Annotated in this window: 16 protein-coding genes; 9 read left to right on the top strand and 7 right to left on the bottom strand. The window is 74.1% G+C overall.

Annotated elements, in window-relative coordinates; genetic code table 11:
• Both AB0G11_RS24120 and AB0G11_RS24115 read right to left on the bottom strand, forming a co-directional pair.
• On the bottom strand, positions 1 to 579 hold the full coding sequence (locus tag AB0G11_RS24120) for a redoxin domain-containing protein (RefSeq protein ID WP_357588331.1): 579 nt from the start codon (positions 577 to 579) through the stop codon (positions 1 to 3).
• A gap of 36 nt (positions 580 to 615) precedes the next feature.
• Positions 616 to 996 (bottom strand): metalloregulator ArsR/SmtB family transcription factor, encoded by a 381-nt coding sequence (locus AB0G11_RS24115; RefSeq protein WP_357588329.1) that lies wholly within the window; start codon positions 994 to 996, stop codon positions 616 to 618.
• A gap of 51 nt (positions 997 to 1,047) precedes the next feature.
• Here AB0G11_RS24115 and AB0G11_RS24110 point away from each other — a divergent pair, with 51 nt between their 5' ends.
• Together AB0G11_RS24110 and AB0G11_RS24105 are read left to right on the top strand one after the other, a co-directional pair.
• Positions 1,048 to 1,815 (top strand): SDR family oxidoreductase, encoded by a 768-nt coding sequence (locus tag AB0G11_RS24110; protein WP_357588327.1) that lies wholly within the window; start codon positions 1,048 to 1,050, stop codon positions 1,813 to 1,815.
• A gap of 160 nt (positions 1,816 to 1,975) precedes the next feature.
• On the top strand, positions 1,976 to 3,187 hold the full coding sequence (locus AB0G11_RS24105) for a cation:proton antiporter (RefSeq protein WP_219509465.1): 1,212 nt from the start codon (positions 1,976 to 1,978) through the stop codon (positions 3,185 to 3,187).
• 37 nt (positions 3,188 to 3,224) lie between these two features.
• Here the strand turns inward: AB0G11_RS24105 and AB0G11_RS24100 are convergent, their stop codons facing one another.
• Positions 3,225 to 3,680 (bottom strand): helix-turn-helix domain-containing protein, encoded by a 456-nt coding sequence (locus tag AB0G11_RS24100; protein ID WP_357588325.1) that lies wholly within the window; start codon positions 3,678 to 3,680, stop codon positions 3,225 to 3,227.
• 156 nt (positions 3,681 to 3,836) lie between these two features.
• Here AB0G11_RS24100 and AB0G11_RS24095 point away from each other — a divergent pair, with 156 nt between their 5' ends.
• Positions 3,837 to 5,099, top strand: a complete 1,263-nt coding sequence (locus tag AB0G11_RS24095; RefSeq protein WP_357588323.1) for a glycosyltransferase — start codon at positions 3,837 to 3,839, stop codon at positions 5,097 to 5,099.
• A 152-nt stretch (positions 5,100 to 5,251) separates the two neighbouring features.
• Complete coding sequence (locus AB0G11_RS24090) at positions 5,252 to 7,642, top strand: PEP/pyruvate-binding domain-containing protein (protein ID WP_357588321.1); 2,391 nt, start codon at positions 5,252 to 5,254, stop codon at positions 7,640 to 7,642.
• A gap of 10 nt (positions 7,643 to 7,652) precedes the next feature.
• Here the strand turns inward: AB0G11_RS24090 and AB0G11_RS24085 are convergent, their stop codons facing one another.
• Both AB0G11_RS24085 and AB0G11_RS24080 read right to left on the bottom strand, forming a co-directional pair.
• A complete protein-coding gene (locus AB0G11_RS24085; RefSeq protein ID WP_219509463.1) occupies positions 7,653 to 8,234 on the bottom strand; it encodes a TetR family transcriptional regulator in 582 nt (193 codons plus the stop codon).
• 50 nt (positions 8,235 to 8,284) lie between these two features.
• Positions 8,285 to 9,796: an MFS transporter gene (locus tag AB0G11_RS24080; protein ID WP_357588319.1), complete on the bottom strand. Its 1,512-nt coding sequence runs from the start codon at positions 9,794 to 9,796 to the stop codon at positions 8,285 to 8,287.
• Positions 9,797 to 9,926: 130 nt separating this feature from the next.
• Here AB0G11_RS24080 and AB0G11_RS24075 point away from each other — a divergent pair, with 130 nt between their 5' ends.
• Genes AB0G11_RS24075 through AB0G11_RS24065 form a run of 3 tightly spaced genes read left to right on the top strand, consistent with a single transcriptional unit; the run spans position 9,927 to position 13,016 of the window.
• Positions 9,927 to 10,598: a helix-turn-helix domain-containing protein gene (locus tag AB0G11_RS24075; RefSeq protein WP_357588317.1), complete on the top strand. Its 672-nt coding sequence runs from the start codon at positions 9,927 to 9,929 to the stop codon at positions 10,596 to 10,598.
• Positions 10,591 to 11,463 carry an ABC transporter ATP-binding protein gene (locus AB0G11_RS24070; RefSeq protein WP_357588315.1) on the top strand — a complete coding sequence of 291 codons (873 nt, stop codon included), beginning with the start codon at positions 10,591 to 10,593 and terminating at the stop codon, positions 11,461 to 11,463. Before AB0G11_RS24075 ends, AB0G11_RS24070 begins: the two co-directional genes overlap by 8 nt.
• Positions 11,460 to 13,016, top strand: a complete 1,557-nt coding sequence (locus tag AB0G11_RS24065; protein ID WP_357588313.1) for a hypothetical protein — start codon at positions 11,460 to 11,462, stop codon at positions 13,014 to 13,016. The genes AB0G11_RS24070 and AB0G11_RS24065 overlap by 4 nt, the downstream gene beginning before the upstream one ends.
• Before the next feature lie 43 nt (positions 13,017 to 13,059).
• On the opposite strand, the gene AB0G11_RS24060 is transcribed toward AB0G11_RS24065, so the two are convergent.
• Positions 13,060 to 13,455, bottom strand: coding sequence for a RidA family protein (locus tag AB0G11_RS24060; RefSeq protein WP_219509491.1), 396 nt, complete (start codon positions 13,453 to 13,455; stop codon positions 13,060 to 13,062).
• A 107-nt stretch (positions 13,456 to 13,562) separates the two neighbouring features.
• Between AB0G11_RS24060 and AB0G11_RS24055 the strand changes: the two genes are divergently transcribed.
• Together AB0G11_RS24055 and AB0G11_RS24050 are read left to right on the top strand one after the other, a co-directional pair.
• Complete coding sequence (locus AB0G11_RS24055; protein WP_357588311.1) at positions 13,563 to 14,531, top strand: WYL domain-containing protein; 969 nt, start codon at positions 13,563 to 13,565, stop codon at positions 14,529 to 14,531.
• A gap of 64 nt (positions 14,532 to 14,595) precedes the next feature.
• Complete coding sequence (locus AB0G11_RS24050) at positions 14,596 to 15,027, top strand: TIGR03618 family F420-dependent PPOX class oxidoreductase (protein ID WP_357588309.1); 432 nt, start codon at positions 14,596 to 14,598, stop codon at positions 15,025 to 15,027.
• A 17-nt stretch (positions 15,028 to 15,044) separates the two neighbouring features.
• Here the strand turns inward: AB0G11_RS24050 and AB0G11_RS24045 are convergent, their stop codons facing one another.
• Positions 15,045 to 17,417 (bottom strand): SpoIIE family protein phosphatase, encoded by a 2,373-nt coding sequence (locus tag AB0G11_RS24045; RefSeq protein WP_357588307.1) that lies wholly within the window; start codon positions 17,415 to 17,417, stop codon positions 15,045 to 15,047.
• Positions 17,418 to 17,481 lie beyond the last annotated feature (64 nt).

Genomic DNA, 17,481 nt, shown 5'->3' with positions numbered 1-17,481 from the left:
CTACCGGGTGGCCAGGGCGCGCAGGTGGGTCTCCAGCTTGTCCTGGCCGAGCGGGCCGGTGACCTTCTCCGTGGAGCCGTCCGGTCTCATGAACACGAAGGTGGACTGCTCGCTGACGCCGAGCTTCGTCCAGAGCGCCCCTTCGGCGTCGGACAGGTGCACGAGGTCGCCGGTCCCCGTGCGCCGGACGAACTGCTTCATCGCCGCCTCGGTGTCCAGGCCGGCGACCCCGACGACCGTGACGTCGCCGTGCCGGGCGGCGGCGGCCTTGACGGCGGGCGCGTCCGACAGGCACTTGGGGCACCACGGCGCCCAGAACCAGAACGCGACGGGCCTGCCCGCCAGGCTCTCACCCTCGAACGGCTCGCCGTCCAGCGTCCGGGCGTCGAACCGTAACGCGGCGGGCGCCGAGGACGCGCTCCCGGGCCCGGCGGGGGAGGCCGCCGGGGCCGAGGTCCTCATGGCCGTGTCTCCCGTGTTCCCCATGTCTCCGGGCTCGTCCCGCATGCCGGTGCCGCACGCGGCGGCCAGCAGGGCGAGCGCCGCCATCGCGGCGGCCGCGCTTCGCACGTTGCTCATGCCGGTCACCCTAGGAGCGCGCGGCGGCCCGATTCCTTACGAGGCGATGACGGCCCGCCCGGTTCGGGCGGGCTGCGGGCTGTCGTGCGTCCCGACGTGCGCGCCGACGTCGTCGGCGTCCGCCACCTGGAGCACCACGTCGAGCAGTCCGGGGAAGCGGGCGTCCAGGTCGGCGCGGCGCAGCCGCACGAAGCAGCGGGTGCCCTCCTGCCGGGTCCGGGTGATGCCGGCGTCGCGCAGCACGCGCAGATGGTGGCTGAGCGTCGACTTGGCGACGGGCGCGCGCAGCTCGCCCCAGCCCCGCTCGCGGCCGTCGGCCAGCACGCGCACCAGCCCGACGCGGATCGGGTCGCTGAGCGCGCCCAGCACCGCGACGAGGGTCATCTGCTCGAGCTCGGGATGCTGCGCCTGCTTCACCACCCCATGCTACCTTGTTCGACGTTTCACGAACAACGAACAAAGGAGTCCATGGTGGATCAGCAGCCCTGCGCGGACCTCACCGGCAAGGCCGTCATCGTCACCGGCGCAGGCTCGGGCATCGGCCGGGCCGCCGCCCGGGAGTTCGCCCGCGCCGGAGCCCGCGTGCTCGGCGTCGCCCGCCGCCTGCCGACGCTGGAGGAGACCGCCGACGGCCACCCCGGCATCGCCGTCCACGCCGCCGACCTGCGCGACCCGGACGCCCCCCGGCAGGTCGTCGAGGCCGCCGTCGACCGGTGGGGCGCCGTGGACGTGCTGGTCAACAACGCCGGAGCCACCAGGAGGATGCCCCTGGCCGAGGTCACCGCCGACGGCGTCGCCGACCTGTTCGCCCTCAACGTCACCGCGCCCAGCCTGCTCGCCGCCGCCGCCCTGCCGCACCTGCGCGCCACCCGGGGCGTGATCGTCAACGTCTCCAGCACCTACGGCCACCGGCCGCTGCCCGGCGCCGCCCACTACGCCGCCTCCAAGGCCGCACTCGAACAGCTCACCCGCAGCTGGGCGCTGGAGCTGGCCGCCGACGGCATCCGCGTCAACGCCCTGGCCCCCGGCCCCACCGAGAGCCAGGCCCTGGCCGCCGCCGGCCTGCCGGACGACGTCGTCGAGCAGATCAAACGGGACGAGGCCGCCCGCATCCCGCTCGGCCGCCGCGGCGCCCCCGAGGAGGTGGCCGCCTGGATCGTCCACCTCGCCACCCCCGCGACCGCCTGGGTCACCGGCCAGGTCATCACCGTTGACGGCGGCCTCGAACTCACCTGAGCCGCCCCCGCCGCCCCGCCGGGTCGCCCGCACGGCGGCGTCTGTCGCCCGGGCGGCGCCGCTGTTAAGGTGAGCGCGGTGCGCCGGGAAGCCTGGTCGGCAAGATGGTTCTCTGTCCCGACCGGAGGTGCCCGATGATCTTCCCTGCGCGGTGTCCCTGATGGGCGTGCTGCTGACCGCCTTCGCCTGCGTGCTCCTGCTCGCCGTGCTGCTGTCGAGCCTGGCCCACCGCACCATCCTGTCCACGGCCGCGCTGTTCCTGGTGGCCGGGTTCGTGCTGGGCGACGGCGTGCTCGGCGTCGTGTCGCTGAGTCCCGGCGACGACCTGGTCGCCACGCTCGCCGAGCTGGCCCTGTTCACGGTGCTGTTCACCGACGGCATGCGGGTGGGCTGGACCGAGCTGCGCAGCGCCTGGCGGCTCCCCGGACGGGCGCTGGGCTGGGGCCTGCCGCTCACGCTGGCCATCACCGCGCTCGGCGCCCACTACCTGCTCGGCCTCGGCTGGGTCGAGGCGCTGCTCATCGGCGCGATCCTGGCGCCCACCGACCCGGTGTTCGCCGCGGCCCTGGTCGGCAACGACAAGGTGCCGCCCCGGCTGCGCCAGTTGCTGAACGTCGAGTCCGGCGTCAACGACGGCCTGGCGCTGCCGTTCGTGATCGTCTTCCTGGCCGTCGCGGCGGGGTCGCACGATCTGCACCTGGGCGAGCTGGGGCTGGAGCTCGGGCTGGGCATCGTCATCGGGGTCGCGATCCCGTGGGCGGCGATCAAGCTGGAGCGCACCCGCTGGTTCGCCGCGTCCACCGCCTACGAGCCGCTCAACGCGCTGGCCATCGGCCTGCTCGTGCTCGCCGTCGGCAAGGCCACGCACGGCAACCTGTTCCTGGCCGCGTTCTCGGCCGGGATCACCGTGGCCACGTTCGGGCCCCGGCAGCGGGAGTCGTTCGAGCACTTCGGCGAGCTCATCGCCGAGGTGTTCAAGCTGGCCGCGCTGCTGGTGTTCGGGGCGCTGATCACGCCGGCGCTGCTCGGCGCGGTCGGCTGGGCCGGCTGGCTGTTCGCGGTGCTCGCGCTGGTGGTGGCGCGGCCGGTGGCGATCTGGCTGTCGTTCCTGCGCTCGGGGCTGTCGGTGCGCGAGCAGGCGGCCGTGGCCTGGTTCGGGCCCAAGGGGTTCGCCTCGGTCGTGTACGGGCTGCTCGTGCTGGGCTCCGGCATCGCGGTCGCCGAACCGGTGTTCCAGTACGTCGCGGTGACCATCGTGGTGTCGATCCTGCTGCACTCCTCGACCGACATCGTGGTGGCCCGCTGGTTCGACGACGAGCGCGAGGTCCCCGCCTGGCACACCGCCGTGACGCGCCGCATCCGCCGCCCGTGAGCGCGTCCGGTGCCCTGCGCCGGATCCCGGGGCCGGGTCAGCCGTTCCGCTGCTGCCAGCGGTGCAGCAGGCCCGGCAGCTCGCCCAGGAGGAACTGGTAGAAGTCGCGCATCCGCGCGAGCCGGACGTGGGCCGGGTCACCGGGGGAGGTGGTGGCGATGCCGGTCTCGGCGGCCTCCAGCATGGTGTGGACGACGGTGTTCTGGGTGGAGAACAGGGTGGGCCAGGCGTCGTCGCGCAGCCGGTAGTGCTCGCGGCGGCTGCCGGGGGCGGGCAGCCGCTCGATCAGCCCGGTGGAGAGCAGCGCCTTGACGGCGCCGGACACGGAGCCCGCGCTGACGCCGAGCCGGTCGGCGATGTCGCCCATGGTGACCGTCTCCGCGCCGGTGAACAGGAAGACCGCCAGGGCGCGGGCCGACATGCGTTGCAGGCCGCCCTCGGTCAGCACCAGCGCCAGCCGTTCGGCGGCCTCCCACCGTTCCCGCTCGCTCACCGCGTCACCTCCGGAGATCAGAATAGCCGAGGCCATGAATCTTCAGAAATTTCAGAACTTTGGGTAATGTGACGGTATTCGCCCCTGCAGCGGGGCGACGGTGTGCCGGGAAGCCTGGTCGGCGAACGCAGCAGTTCCTCCGAGCAGGGAGCACCGATGAAGGTCCTCATCCTCACCCACGGCACCCGCGGCGACGTGCAGCCGTACGCGGCCCTCGCCCTCGCCTTGAGAACGGCCGGCCACGAACCGGTCCTGGCCGCGCCGGCGGCGATGGCGTCCCTGGCCGAGCCGTACGGGCTGGCGTTCGCGCCGGTCCATGACGGGCCGAACACGCTCATCGACGACCCCGAGATCCTCGAGGCGATCGAGACGAACTACCGGGGCCTGCGCGGCAAGAAGGTCGCCCTGCGCGTCATGCGGCGCAGCAAGCCGCTCATGGCCCGGGTCTTCGACGACATGGCGGACGTGGCGGAGGACGGCGCCGACCTGGTGGTGCACGCCCCGGGCATCCCCGCTCAGCACTTCGCCGAACGGCTGGGCGTGCCCGCGGTGCCCGCCACCATGCAACCGGTGTGGGTGCCGACCGCCGCGTTCCGCAACCCGATGATCCCGGTGCCGCTGCCCCGGTCGCTGAACCGGGCCTCGTACCTGCCGATCAAGCTGATGCTCCGCTCGTTCGGCGGCGTCGCCGACAGGCTGCGCGCCGGACGGCTCGGCCTGCCGCGCCGCCGGGGCCGCCATGACATCCTGCGCCGCCCCGACGGCCGCCCGGCCACGGTGCTGCAGGCGTTCAGCACCAGCCTGCTGCCCGGCGGGCTCGACTACCCGTCGTGGGTGCACACCACCGGCTTCTGGTTCCTTCCCGCCGCCTCCGGCTGGTCGCCGCCGCGGGAGCTGGCCGCCTTCCTGGCGGACGGGCCCCCTCCCGTGTACGTGGGCTTCGGCAGCATGGCGGGCACCGATCCGGTACGGGTCGGCCGCGTGGTCACCGAGGCCGTCCGGCTGGCCGGGGTGCGCGCCGTGCTGGCGACCGGCTGGGGCGGGATGCGGACCGGCGACCTGCCCGAGGCGGTGTTCCCGCTGGAGCAGGCTCCGCACGACTGGCTGTTCCCGCGCATGGCCGCGATCGTGCACCACGGCGGCAGCGGCACCACCGGGGCCGCGCTGGCCGCGGGCAGGCCGCAGGTCCTCTGCCCGTTCGTGGCCGACCAGCCGTTCTGGGCCGCCCGCGCGCACGCCGCCGGGGTCGCCCCGGCCCCGCAGCCACAGCGCCGCCTCACCCCGCACGGCCTGGCCGAGGCCATCCGCCGGGCCGTCACCGACCGGGGCCTGGCCCGCGCCGCCGCCCAGACCGGCGAGCGCGTCCGCGCCGAGAACGGCGTCCAGCGGGCGGTCCAGATCCTGGAGACCCTGGCCTGACCGGTGGTGGCAGCCGCCTACTGGACGGATGGTCACGTACGCGTAGATTGACTGCTGAAGGCTGCTGCGGGTTCACGGGGTCCGCGCCGACCGGCCGTTCCGGGTGGCGGACCGGCCGGATCCGGGCGCCACGGCTGCGAGGAGGATCCGGGATGAAGCTGATCCGGCTGGCCGAGATCGACGCCTCGATGATCGGCCTGGTGGGCGGCAAGGCCGCCGGGCTCGGGGAGATGATCAGAGCGGGGGAGCGGGTCCCCGACGGCTTCTGCGTGACCGTCGAGGCCTACGCGAGCGGGCAGGTCCCGCAGGAGGAGCTGGCCCGCGCCTACGAGCGGCTCGGCGGCGGGAAGGTGGCGGTGCGGTCGAGCGCCACCGCCGAGGACCTGCCGCACGCCAGCTTCGCCGGCCAGCAGGACACCTACCTGGGTGTCGAGGGCCAGGACGCGCTGGCCGAGGCGGTCCGCCGCTGCTGGGACTCGCTGCACACCGAGCGCGCCGTGGCCTACCGGGCGAACGTCGGCATCGAGGACGCGGCGATGGCCGTCGTGGTGCAGCGGATGGTCGACCCCGAGCGCGCCGGGGTGCTGTTCACGGCGAACCCGATCACTGGCCGGCGCACCCAGATGGTCGTCGACGCCGCGGAGGGCCTGGGCACCGCGATCGTCGACGGCACCGTGGCGCCCGACCACTACGAGTTCGACGACGACGCCCCGCAGACCGGCTGGCTGGAGGAGCTGCGCGCGGCGGGGCTGCGGCTGCGCGAGCACTTCGGCTCGCCGCAGGACGTCGAGTGGGCCCTCGACCGGGACGGCGTGCTGTGGTTACTGCAGTCCCGCCCGGTCACGACGCTGTTCCCGGCGCCGCCCGCGACCGCCGACACCCGGCTCTACCTGGAGTTCGGCCACATCCAGGGCATGCTCCGGCCGATGACGCCGATGGGCGTGTCGCTGCTCAGGACCGGCGCGGGCCTCTGGTTCGAAGCGGCCGGAGCCAAGGTCGACCGCCGAGATCCGCTGCCCCGGATGGTCGCGATCGGCGGCAGGCTCTACTTCGACCTGACCGACTTCCTGCGCAGCAAGGTGATGCGTGACCGGCTCGGCACGTCCTTGGAGGTGTACGGCCCGCGCGTGCAGGGCGCCGTGCGGCGGATGCTGGACGACCCGCGCTTCGCCCCGCGGCCCGGCCTGCCGTTCGACGTGCGCGCCGTGGTCAAGGGGGTCGCGCGCATCGCCCCCCGGGCCGTCGCCGGCGTGATCGCCGCGCTGGCCTGGCCGGACGCCGCGCGGGGCCGGGCCTACCGCGGCGTGCGGAGGATCAGGCGGCTGACCGTGCCGCCCGGGCCGGACGCGAGCGCCGCCGAACGCCTGCGCTGGGTGGCGGAGGACTCGCACCGGCCGATCATGACCCTGGACATGCAGGGCATCGTCTGGCCGCTGACCGCCGGGATCGTGGCGGGCACCGTCCCCGCCGCCCTGCTCGACGGGGTGGCGAGCGAGGAGGAGCTGGACACCGTCCTCGGCGGCATGCCGTACAACGTGACCACCGAGATGGACCTGGCCCTGTGGCGGCTCGCCGTCAGCGCGCGCGAGCACCGGGAGCTGTTCGCCGGCACCCCCGCGCCGGAGCTCGCCGCCCGCTACCGGGACGGCGACCTGCCCGACATCGGCCTGGCACAGTTCCTGGAGAGGTACGGCCTGCGGGCCGCGGCCGAGATCGACGTCGGTATGCCGCGATGGGCGGAGGACCCGGCGCCGCTGTTCGCCACGATCGCCAACTACCTGCGGGTCGGCGATCCCGAGCAGGCGCCGGACCGGCGCTTCGAGCGCGCCGCGGATCGGGCGGAGCGGACGCTCGCCGCGCTGGCGCGGCGGGCCACGCGCGGGCGGCCGGTCCGCGGCAGGGTCGCGGTCTTCCTCATGCGCAGGTCCCGCGAGCTCACCGGGCTGCGCGAGCTGGGGAAGTTCGCCTGGCTGATCCCGCTGCGGGCGGCGCGGGAGCAACTGCTGCTGGCCGGCGCGGAGCTGTTCGAGCGGCCGGACGACATCATGTTCCTCGACCTGGCCGAGGCCCGCCAGGCCGCCCGGGGCGCGGACCTGCGCGAGGTCATCGCGGCCCGGCGCGCCGCGTACGAGCGTGAGCTGCGGCGGCCCGGCGTCCCCGGCGCGCTGCTGTCCGACGGCACCGACGTGGAGGCGCTCGCGCCGGCGGTTCCGGCGGGCGACGGGGTGCTCACCGGCATGGCCGGGGCGGCGGGCCGCGCGACCGGCCGGGCGCGGGTGATCCACGACCCGGCCGGCGCGTACATCGAGCCGGGCGAGATCCTGGTCGCGCCCACCACCGACCCCGGCTGGACGCCGCTCTTCCTGACGACGGCGGGCCTGGTCACCGAGACGGGCTCCCCGGTCGCGCACGGCCCGACCGTCGCCAGGGAGTACGGCATCCCGGCCGTCATCTGCGTACGCGACGCCACCCGCGAGATCAGGACGGGCCAGCTCATCACCATCGACGGCGCCGCGGGCACCGTGCGCATCGAGGAGGAATGAGCCGGGCCGCTCAGGAGACAGCGGCGGCGGGGTGCGCGTGGACGGCGCGGGTCAGGATGCGGTGCACGTAGCCGGCGTCGGCGGGGGCGTTGTCGATGAGGATGGCGGTGCACAGGCCGTCGGCGGCGGCGACGACGGCGGCGATGGCCTCGGGGTCGTCGGTGAGGGTGGCGGCGAGCTCGCCGATGTCCTGCCGCCAGCGGCGGGCGACGGGCGCGAGCGCCGGGCGGCGAGCCGCCAGGGTGGACAGCTCGCGCTCGGCCAGGGCGTGGTCACGGCCGGGGCCGCCGGACTCGGCGATCAGCTCGGCCAGCGCGCGGAGCTTGTCGCCGGGGCCGTCGATGATCTGGCGGATGCGCCGGGTGTAGGTGTCGGCGACGCTGGACAGGGCCGCGACGAGCAGGTCGTCGAGGGTGGCGAAGTAGTAGGTGCTCAGGCTGGTGGTGATGCCGGCCTGCTTGGCGACGGTGCGGTGGGTGACGCCCGCCGCGCCCTCGCGCGTCACGACGGCGAGGGTGGCCTCGATGATCTCGGCGCGGCGCCGGTGGCCCCGGGCCTTGCGGCCGTCGATGTGCCCGCTGTCGTCGTTCATGCACCCCTCCCGTGAGGTCCAGGGTAGACGAGCCAGGGTGGACGAGCACGTCACCGCTCGTTCTCCCCGAGAGGCCGCACGTGCCGCAGCGCCGTCAGGCACAGCGCCGCCGCCGCGACGATCGCGACGCCGGCCACGGCCGAGGCGATGTTCACCCCGCTGGTGAACAGCGCCTGCGCCTCCCGCACCACCGGGGCGGGCACCTGGCCGGCGACCGACAGCGCGCCGGGCAGGCTGTCGGTGAGACGCGCCGCGAGCTCGGGCGGGACGTCCGCCGGGGCGGTCATGCGGGCGGTGTAGAGGACGGTGGTGAGGCTGCCGAGGACGGCGACGCCGACGGCGATGCCGAGTTCCTGGACGGTCTCGGACATCGCGGCGGCCGACCCGGACTTCGAGGCCGGCGCGGCGCCGACGACCATGTCGGTGCCGAGGGCGGCGATCGCGCCGAGGCCGAGGTAGACGAACGCGAACCCGGCCACCACCCGTGCCGCGTCGCCGGTGCCGGCGGTGGCCAGCAGCGCGTAGCCGATCACCGAGAGGGCGAGCATGAGTGCCATGACCAGGCCGGGACGCATCCGCCTGGCGATGATCGGCGCGCCGATCGCCGCGGCGAACATCGCCAGGGCGGGCGGTCCCATCCACAGGCCGGCCGCGAACGGCGTCAGGCCCTCGACGAGCTGGAGGTACTGGGTGACCAGGTACATGGTCCCGCCCACGCCGACCAGCCCGATCAGCAGCACGGCCAGCGCCGCGGAGAACGCCCGGCTGGTGAACAGCGTGACGTCCAGCAGGGGCGAGGCCAGGCCGCGCTGACGCCGTACGAAGAGCGCCCCGGCCACCGCGCCGAGCACGGCCAGGGCCGCCGTGCCGGGGCCGGGACCGTCCGCCGCCGCGTGCTTGATCGCGTAGACGACCGGCAGGATCGCGGCCAGCGACAGGCCGACGCTGGCCAGGTCGAGGCGGCCCGCCTGCGGGTCGGCGTACTCGGGCAGCAGCGCCCGCGCCCCTGCGAGCACGGCGACCGCGACGGGGACGGCGAGCAGGAACGCGGCGCCCCACCAGAACGTGCCGACCAGGGCGCCGCCGGCCACCGGGCCGGCGGCCATGCCCAGGGCGAACATCGTCGCCCAGATCCCGATCGCGACCGCGCGCTGCCGGGCGTCGGCGAACATGTTCGAGATCAGCGACAGCGTCGAGGGCATCAGCGTGGCCCCGGCGACCCCGAGCAGCGCCCGGGCGACGATCAGCAGCTCGGCGTTCGGCGCGAAGGCGGCGAACACCGACACCGCGGCGAACGCGGCCGTCCCGATCACCAGCAGGCGGCGCCGCCCGATCCGGTCGCCCAAGGTCCCCATCGTGATGAGGAACCCGGCGATGAAGAACCCGTACGCGTCCATGATCCAGAGCGTCTGGGTCGCCGACGGGTCCAGGGCCTCGGCCATGCTCGGCAGGACCAGGTACAGCACGGTGACGTCCAGGCCGAGCAGCACCGTCGGCAGCGCCAGCAGTCCCAGACCGGCCCACTCCCGCGTTCCCGCACGCCGGGTGACGACTTCGGGCATGACATCCTCCTTGGGCAAGAATATTTGAACGATAGTACAACTAGGACGATCGTTCAAATAAAGAGGAGCCTGCTGGATCGCTGCGGCAATATCTTGATATGGTTTCCAATATGCAGATATTGTTCCCGGTATGTCGATACCGCCAACGGGGGACCGCCCGCCGGAGGACCTGACCGCGCGTGCCCGCATCCGCGACGCCGCGCTGGAGCAGTTCGCCGCCCGGGGCGTCAAAGCCGCCACGCTGAAGGACATCGCCCACGCCGCCGGCGTCTCCGTCGGCCTGGTCCAGCACCACTTCGGCTCCAAGGACCGCCTGCGGGAGGCCTGCGACCAGCACGTCCGCGACACCGTCCTGGGCGCCGCCGGCCAGGTCCAGGAGGGGGCCGAGGTCAACGCCGACTTCCTCAGGGGCATGTACGAGGCGAGCGAGCTCAGCGTCCGCTACCTGGCCCGCGCCCTGGTCGACGGCTCGCCCGTGGCGGCCGAGCTGTTCGACGAGGGCTCGGCCGGAGCCGAGCGGTTCTTCACCGACACCTGGCCCGACACGTTCACCCCCGGCGAGGCGAAGGTGCGCGAGCGCGCCGCCGTCATGGCCGCGATGCACCTGGGCACGATCGTCCTGCACGAGCACCTGTCCAGGCGGCTCGGCATCGACGTGCTGCGCCGCCCGAACTCCGGCCTGCTCGGCGCCGCCATGCTCGACGTCTACGCCCGCATGGGGCAGTGGATCGCCACCCAGCAGGGTGACCGGATCCGCCAGGCCGTCACCGACGTCCACGACGAGGAGCACCCCGATGCCTGACGCGATCCGGATCCACCGGCTGGTCAAGAACTTCGGCAAGGTCCGCGCGCTGGACCAGCTGGACCTGACCGTGCGGGAGGGAGAGGTCCACGGCTTCCTCGGCCCCAACGGCGCGGGCAAGAGCACGACCCTGCGCATCCTGCTCGGCCTGCTGCGCAAGGACTCCGGCGAGGTGAGCCTGCTGGGCGGCGACCCCTGGAACGAGGCCGTCGAGCTGCACCGGCGGCTCGCGTACGTGCCCGGCGACGTCACGCTGTGGCCCAGCCTGTCCGGCGGCGAGGTGATCGACCTGCTCGGCCGGCTGCGCGGCGGCGCCGACGCCAAACGGCGCGACGAGCTGATCGAGCGGTTCGCCCTGGACCCGCGCAAGAAGGCCCGCACCTACTCCAAGGGCAACCGGCAGAAGGTCGCGCTGATCGCCGCGCTCGCCTCCGAGGTGGAGTTACTGCTGCTCGACGAGCCGACCTCCGGGCTCGACCCGCTGATGGAGGCGGTCTTCCGCGAGGTCGTCGGCGAGGAGCGGCGCGCGGGCCGCACGGTCCTGCTCTCCAGCCACATCCTCGCCGAGGTCGAGGCGCTCTGCGACCGGGTGAGCATCATCCGCGACGGCCGGATCGTGGAGTCCGGCACGCTCGCCGAGCTGCGCCACCTCACGCGCATCTCGGTCACGGCCGACCTGGCCAGGGTTCCGGAGGCCGGCCTGCCCCACGTCCACGACCTCACCGGCGAGGGCGGCCGCGTCCGCTTCCAGGCCGACGCCGACCACATCGGCGAGGTCCTGACCCGCCTGACGGAGTACGGCATCCGCGACATCACCGCCCAGCCTCCCACTCTCGAAGAGCTGTTCATGAGGCACTACCGATGAACACCGGCACCCTGATCCGGCTGATCCTGCGCCGCGACCGCGTCTGGCAGCCGCTGTGGATCCTGAGCGTCACGCTCTTCGTCGCGGCCACGGTCACCACCATCCGCGAGCTGCTGCCAACCCCGGAGGCACGCCGCGACTACTTCGTGAACATCATCGACAACCCGGCCATCATGCTGCTGCAGGGACCGGCGTACGGCGACAGCGTGGGCGCGGCCGCCGCCCAGCAGCGCGGCGCCGCCACCACCATCTTCGCCGCTCTGGCCAGCATCCTGCTCGTGGTCAAGCACACCCGCTCCGACGAGGAGCAGGGGAGGCGCGAGCTCGTCGGCTCGGCCGCCGTGGGCCGCCACGCCCCGCTCACCGCCGCCCTCGCCGTCGTGCTCGGCGCGAACCTCGTCCTGGCCCTGCTGATCACCGTGGTCGGCGCGAGCGCCGGGCTCGGCCTGGCCGGGCCGCTCGCCTGGGGGCTGATGGCCGCCTCCGCCGGCTGGCTCGGGGCCGGGCTGGCCGCGGTGACCGTGCAGCTCACCCGGAGCGCCCGCACGGCCGGGGCCGCGGCCTTCGCCGTGTTCTTCGCCGCCTATCTGGTCCGCGGCATCAGCGACCTGGCCGGTCCTGGCCTGGAATGGCTGGGCTGGCTCGTCCCCAACGGCTGGATCCTGCGCGCCCGCGCGTTCGGCGCCGAGCGGTGGTGGGTGTTCCTGCTGCTCGCGGCGTTCGTCGCGGCCCTGGCCTGGCTCGCCTACACGCTGTCGGCCCGGCGCGACCTCGGCGGCGGCCTCCTCGCGCCGCGGCTCGGGCCCGCCCGCGCCCCGGCCGCGCTGCGCGGGCCGCTCGGGCTGGCCTGGCGCGTCCACCGGGGCGCCGCGCTGGCGTGGATCGCGGGCGCCGCGTTCGTCGGCGCGGGGCTCGGGCTGGCCGGGCCGAGCGTCCTGGAACAGTTCGGCCAGAGCGGCGGGCTGGACCACTGGGCCAGGCGAACGGGCACGGACGACCCCGTGGAGATCTTCTTCCGGCTCGTCGTGTACGAGCTGGCCGTGTTCTCCATGTCCCTGTACGCGATCATGACGGTGCTCCGGCTGCGCGGCGAGGGGGCCACCGAGCTGTTCCTGTCCGGGCCGGTGAGCCGGGCGCGCTGGGTCCTCGGCCATCTGGCGTTCGCGGCGGCGGTGCCCGGCGCCATGCTCGTCGTCGCCGGGCTCGGCCTGGGCCTGGGCAGCGGCGACGTCGGCTCCGGCCTGGCCCTCACCACGGTCGTCCTGCCCGGCGTCTGGGTGATGGCCGGTGTCGCCGTGGCGGCGTACGGCCTGTTCCGGCGCGCCGGGACGGTCGTCGCGTGGACCGCGCTGGCGCTCGCCATCGCCCTCGAACTCGGCTGGGAGCTCCGGCTGGTGAACGACCAGGTCTTCATGATCTCGCCGTTCGCGCACGTCCACTACTCCACGCTGGCCGACCCCGGGCCCGGCACGCTGCTCGGCCTCACGCTCGTGGCGGCCGCCTTCACCGCGCTCGGCCTGTACGGGCTCCGCCGCCGCGACCTGACCCTGTGACGGCCTGCCGCCTCCGGCAGGGGACGCCGGAGGCGGCGGGGTGTCACGCGACGGCGGTGCCCTCCAGCTCGATCATCAAGGTGGGGATCGCCAGCCTGGTCACCCCGAGCATCGTGGTGGGCGGCGCCACCCCGGCGGCGCCCAGCCGCGACGCCAGCACGCCGTAGTGCTCGAAGAGCCGGTCGACGTCGGTGGTGTAGACGTTGAGCCGGACCAGGTTCGCCAGCGACATCCCGGCCTCGCCCAGCACGGCCTCCAGGTTGTCCAGGCTCAGCGCCAGCTGCGCCGCCATGTCGTCGGCGTGCTCGGGCTTGCCGTCGCCGTTCATCGCCGTCTGCCCCGAGCAGTACAGGGTCCGGGTGTGCCCGGAGACCACCTCACCCTGGTGGTATCCGAGCTGCTGCGACCACGCCCACGGGTTGACGGCCGTTCGTTCCACTGCCATGTCGGCTCCATTCGGTTCATCGACAATCGCGTTCCGATCGGGCAAGAGCCTCGCAGCCAATCACGACATCTTTTGTCGTGTATTTCGGTACAGTTCGGGATATGCGTGCCGACCGGCTGGTCTCGCTGGTGCTGTTGCTGCGCCGGCACGGCCGGATGTCCGCGACCGCGCTGGCCCGGGAGCTGGAGGTGTCCACCCGGACCGTGCTGCGCGACATCGAGGCGCTGTCGTCGGCGGGCGTCCCCGTGTACGCCGAGCGTGGGCGCCACGGCGGGTTCGCGCTGCTGCCCGGCTTCCGGACCGAGCTGACCGGGCTGAACCACGACGAGGCCCTCGCCCTGCTGGTGGCCGGGTCGCGGCGCGGGGCGCAGGCGTTCGGGCTCGGCTCGGCGCTCGCCTCGGCGATGCTCAAGGTGGTCGACGCGCTGCCGGAGAGCTACCGGGACACGGCGGCGGGCGCGGCCGAGCGGCTGCTCATCGACCCGGAGACCGACCTGCTCTCACGCCGCCTGGCCGACGAGGAGGTGCCCGACGCGATCGTGGCCGAGGTGCTGCGCGCGGTGTTCGCCGGGCACAAGCTGCGCATCCACTACGCGGCCGTGAACCAGGCGGCGCAGTGGCGCACGGTGGACCCGATCGGCCTGGTCACCGTGCGCGAACGCGGCTACCTGCTGGCCACGCGGGCCGGCGCGGACCGTACGTACCGGCTGTCGCGGATCCTGGCGGCCGAGGAGCTCAACGAGCGCGCGGAGCGGCCGGACCGGGTCGACCTGGACCGGGCCTGGCAGGAGCGCAGCACCCGGTTCCGGACCGGCGGCGACCAGGTCAGCGTGCTCGTGCGGGTGAACCCGGCGCGGCGGGAGGACCTGGTGGGCACCGCGCTGGCCGTCCGCGCGGAGCGGGCCGACGCGGACGGGTGGCTGCGGATGGAGGTGTCCTTCCAGGACCGCAGGCACGCCGAATGGGCGCTGTGGCAGCTCACCACGAACGCGGAGGCCCTCGAGCCGCAGTGGCTGCGCGACGCGCTGCGCGACCGCGCCGCCGCGATCGCCGCCCGCTACGGCGGCTAGATTGTCTGCAACGAAACTATCTGTTACGGTCCTCTCGTTGGCAGCCGCACGACGGAGGAGAACCGTGGACGAGAACCAGCAGGGGCCAGCGCCGCGGCCGCTGAGCGAGGACGAGCTGGTCAAGCTGCTCGAAGGGCAGCGGTTCGGCGTGCTGGCGACGGTCCGGAGCACCGGCCACCTCGCCCTGTCCACGGTCCTGTACCGATGGGACCCCGCCGGGCGCGTCATCCGGATCTCCACCACGGCCGGCCGGCTCAAGGCCCGCCAGATCGCCCGCGACCCGCACGTCGCCCTGCACGTCCAGGGCCCCGACGTGTGGTCGTTCGCCGTCGCCGAGGGCGAGGCCGAGGTGTCCGGCGACCCCGCCGACCTGCTCGCCTTCGCCGGCGATCAGCCCGACCCCGCCGCCTTCCTGGAGCAGCAGGCCCGCGAAGGGCGCGTGGTGATCAGGATCAGCGTGTCGCGCCTGTACGGCACGGCCCTCGACCTGCCCTGACACACGCCGCCCGCGCCTCAGCGCACCTGGATGCCGAGCAGGCAGGTGTCGTCGTCGGTGTCGGAATGGCTGTGGGTGAGGAGATGGTCCAGGCGGTGCTCGAGGCTCGTCACCGGGTGTTGCACCGTCGTCAGGAGCTGCTGCTGCGAGTGCTGCAGGGCGCGGTCCCGGCGCTCGATGAGCCCGTCGGTGTACATGAGCAGCGTGTCCTCACCCGCCAGGCGGATCTGCCCCTCCTCGTAGTCGGTCTCGGAGACGGCGCCGAGCATGATCCCGTGGACCAGCGGCAGCTCCTCGGCCGTGCCGCCCCGCACCAGGATCGGCGGCAGGTGCCCCGCCCTGGCCCAGCGCAGCACCCGGGTCGCCGGGTCGTACAGGCCGCAGAGCGCGGTGGCGGTCAGGCTGTTGGTCAGGTGGTGGGCGACCATGTTGAGCCAGGTCATGAGCTGGCCGGGCCCGGCGCCGGTGACGGCCAGGCCGCGCAGGGCGTTGCGCAGGATGACCATGCCGGTGGCGGCCTCGATGCCGTGGCCGGCTACGTCGCCGAGCGAGAGCAGCACCTGGTTGGAGGGCAGCACGACGGTGTCGTACCAGTCGCCGCCGACGAGGTGCTCCTTCTCGGCGGGCCGGTAGCGGACCGCGATGTGCAGCCCGGACGCCTCGATGATCCGCTGGGCGGGCGGCATGATGGCCCGCTGGAGCTGCAGGGTGAGCCGGTTGCGCTCGGAGATCTGCTGCTCGGAGTGGGCGAGCTGGTCGCGGGTGGCGGCCAGCGCCACCTCCGTCCAGTGCTGGGCCGAGACGTCCTGGTACGCGCCGCGTACCGCCAGCATGCGGCCCTCGGCGTCGATGACGGGCTCGGCCACGACCCGCGTGTGGCGGGCCACCCCGTCGGGGCGCTGGAGGCGGAAGGCGACCGAGGCGGGCAGCCGGTGGTGCAGCACGGTCCGCAGGAAGCGGCCGATGGCGGTGGCGTCGTCGGGGTGGGCGTGCTCGGCCAGCCGGTCCAGCGGGATCGGGTGCTCGCCGGGCGGCAGGCCGTACAGGTTGAACAGCTCGCTGTTCCAGGTGATCTCGCCCGTCTGCACGTCCTGCTCGAAGCCGCCGATGCGGCCGAGGCGCTGGGCGTGCTGGAGCAGGCTGGCCAGGCGGACGGCCTCGTCCTGGACCCGCCAGATGAGCAGCACGCAGTCGCCGTGGCGGGTGATGCTGATGTCGGCGACCGTGGTGAGCGGCACCTGGTCGACCAGCGCCGTGAGCGGCACCCGCTCGGCCCGGTACGGCTCGCCCGTCCCGTACACGTGCTCGATCTTGCCGAACAGCCCGTCGTCGTGGGCGGCCAGCGGGTACGCCTCCAGCATCGTGGCCCCCGTCACGACGGCGCGGGGGCGTCCGGCGGGGTCGGCGAAGCAGTTGTTGGCGTGCTCGATGAGGAAGTCGGCGAGCAGCCCGTCCTTGCCGAACGCGGGCCGGAGCAGCAGGGCGGAGTCGTGCAGCCCGTCGGTGAGGTTGACCAGCTCGGCCAGGTCGGGCGCGGGCTCCTCGCAGGGTTCGAGCGTGTGCGCGCACAGCTCGGCCAGCGCCTCGACCTGCTTGTGGATCTGCGGCGGCTGCGGCTCCAGCGCGTGCGGCCAGCCGATCTCCAGCACGCCGAGGACCCGCCCTCCGGTGCCGGCGGGGACGGCCACCCGGCCGCCCGGCAGGTGGTGGTGGCCGATGGAGGGCAGGCCGGTGCCGGAGAGGCTGGGGAACCAGACGGTCCGGCGTTCGACCAGCGCGCGCCGGGCGGGCGTCGCCACGCCGGGCGGCACGTACCGCCAGCGCCTGGCCTCCTCGGCGCTGTAGCCGGCGTAGCCGGTCAGCGTGAGCGAGGCGTCGGCTCCGGCCGCCCACACGGCGACCGCCGTCGCGCCCAGCGGGGCGAGCGCGTGCTCCAGCAGGGATTCGGCGACGAGCTGGCTGTCCGTGGCGACGAGCGCGCCGCTCTCGGCCGCGCGCAGCCGCACCGCGATGGAGGTGTCGTCCGCGCCGGCGCCGCCCGGCTCGCTCCGCGCCCAGGCGAGGAAGTCGCGCGCGGCGTCGCTCAGGCGGTCGTGCGCCGCCTGGTCGATGAGGTCGGCGGCCAGCTCCAGAGGGGAGAGCCCGGCCTTCTCGGCCAGGTCGGCCAGCTGGCGGGCCGCCTCGGCGGGGCCGCAGCGCAGCCGCTCGATCAGGATGCCCTTGGCCAGCTCGATGAGCGCCCGGCCCTCGGCCGCGTGCTGGGCCTGCCTGATCTGCTCGCGCAGCCGTTCGATGGTGGCGGCGAGCCGGCCGACGTTGGTGGCCTCCTCGGGGGTGGCGGCCTCGCCGGGGGAGGCCGGCTCGTCGCCCGGGTGTTGCTGGATGCGCACTGCGTGCAGCTCCTTCGTACGTGGCGCGAAGACGTGGCGCGAAGACGTGGCGGGGACGGACGCG

This window comes from Nonomuraea sp. NPDC023979 (genome assembly GCF_040639085.1).
GTDB lineage: Bacteria > Actinomycetota > Actinomycetes > Streptosporangiales > Streptosporangiaceae > Nonomuraea > Nonomuraea ceibae.
Note: the sequence above shows the minus strand (reverse complement) of the source record. Positions and strands in the feature narration are given on the sequence as shown.

Bases quoted from the DNA above. Each gene is read 5' to 3' on its own strand.
- AB0G11_RS24095 (WP_357588323.1), top strand. From the start codon at position 3,837: ATGAAGGTCCTCATCCTCACCCACGGCACCCGCGGCGACGTGCAGCCG.
- AB0G11_RS24075 (WP_357588317.1), top strand. From the start codon at position 9,927: ATGTCGATACCGCCAACGGGGGACCGCCCGCCGGAGGACCTGACCGCG.
- AB0G11_RS24105 (WP_219509465.1), top strand. From the start codon at position 1,976: ATGGGCGTGCTGCTGACCGCCTTCGCCTGCGTGCTCCTGCTCGCCGTG.
- AB0G11_RS24120 (WP_357588331.1), bottom strand. From the start codon at position 579: ATGAGCAACGTGCGAAGCGCGGCCGCCGCGATGGCGGCGCTCGCCCTG.
- AB0G11_RS24055 (WP_357588311.1), top strand. From the start codon at position 13,563: ATGCGTGCCGACCGGCTGGTCTCGCTGGTGCTGTTGCTGCGCCGGCAC.
- AB0G11_RS24090 (WP_357588321.1), top strand. From the start codon at position 5,252: ATGAAGCTGATCCGGCTGGCCGAGATCGACGCCTCGATGATCGGCCTG.
- AB0G11_RS24085 (WP_219509463.1), bottom strand. From the start codon at position 8,234: ATGAACGACGACAGCGGGCACATCGACGGCCGCAAGGCCCGGGGCCAC.
- AB0G11_RS24080 (WP_357588319.1), bottom strand. From the start codon at position 9,796: ATGCCCGAAGTCGTCACCCGGCGTGCGGGAACGCGGGAGTGGGCCGGT.
- AB0G11_RS24070 (WP_357588315.1), top strand. From the start codon at position 10,591: ATGCCTGACGCGATCCGGATCCACCGGCTGGTCAAGAACTTCGGCAAG.
- AB0G11_RS24065 (WP_357588313.1), top strand. From the start codon at position 11,460: ATGAACACCGGCACCCTGATCCGGCTGATCCTGCGCCGCGACCGCGTC.
- AB0G11_RS24110 (WP_357588327.1), top strand. From the start codon at position 1,048: ATGGTGGATCAGCAGCCCTGCGCGGACCTCACCGGCAAGGCCGTCATC.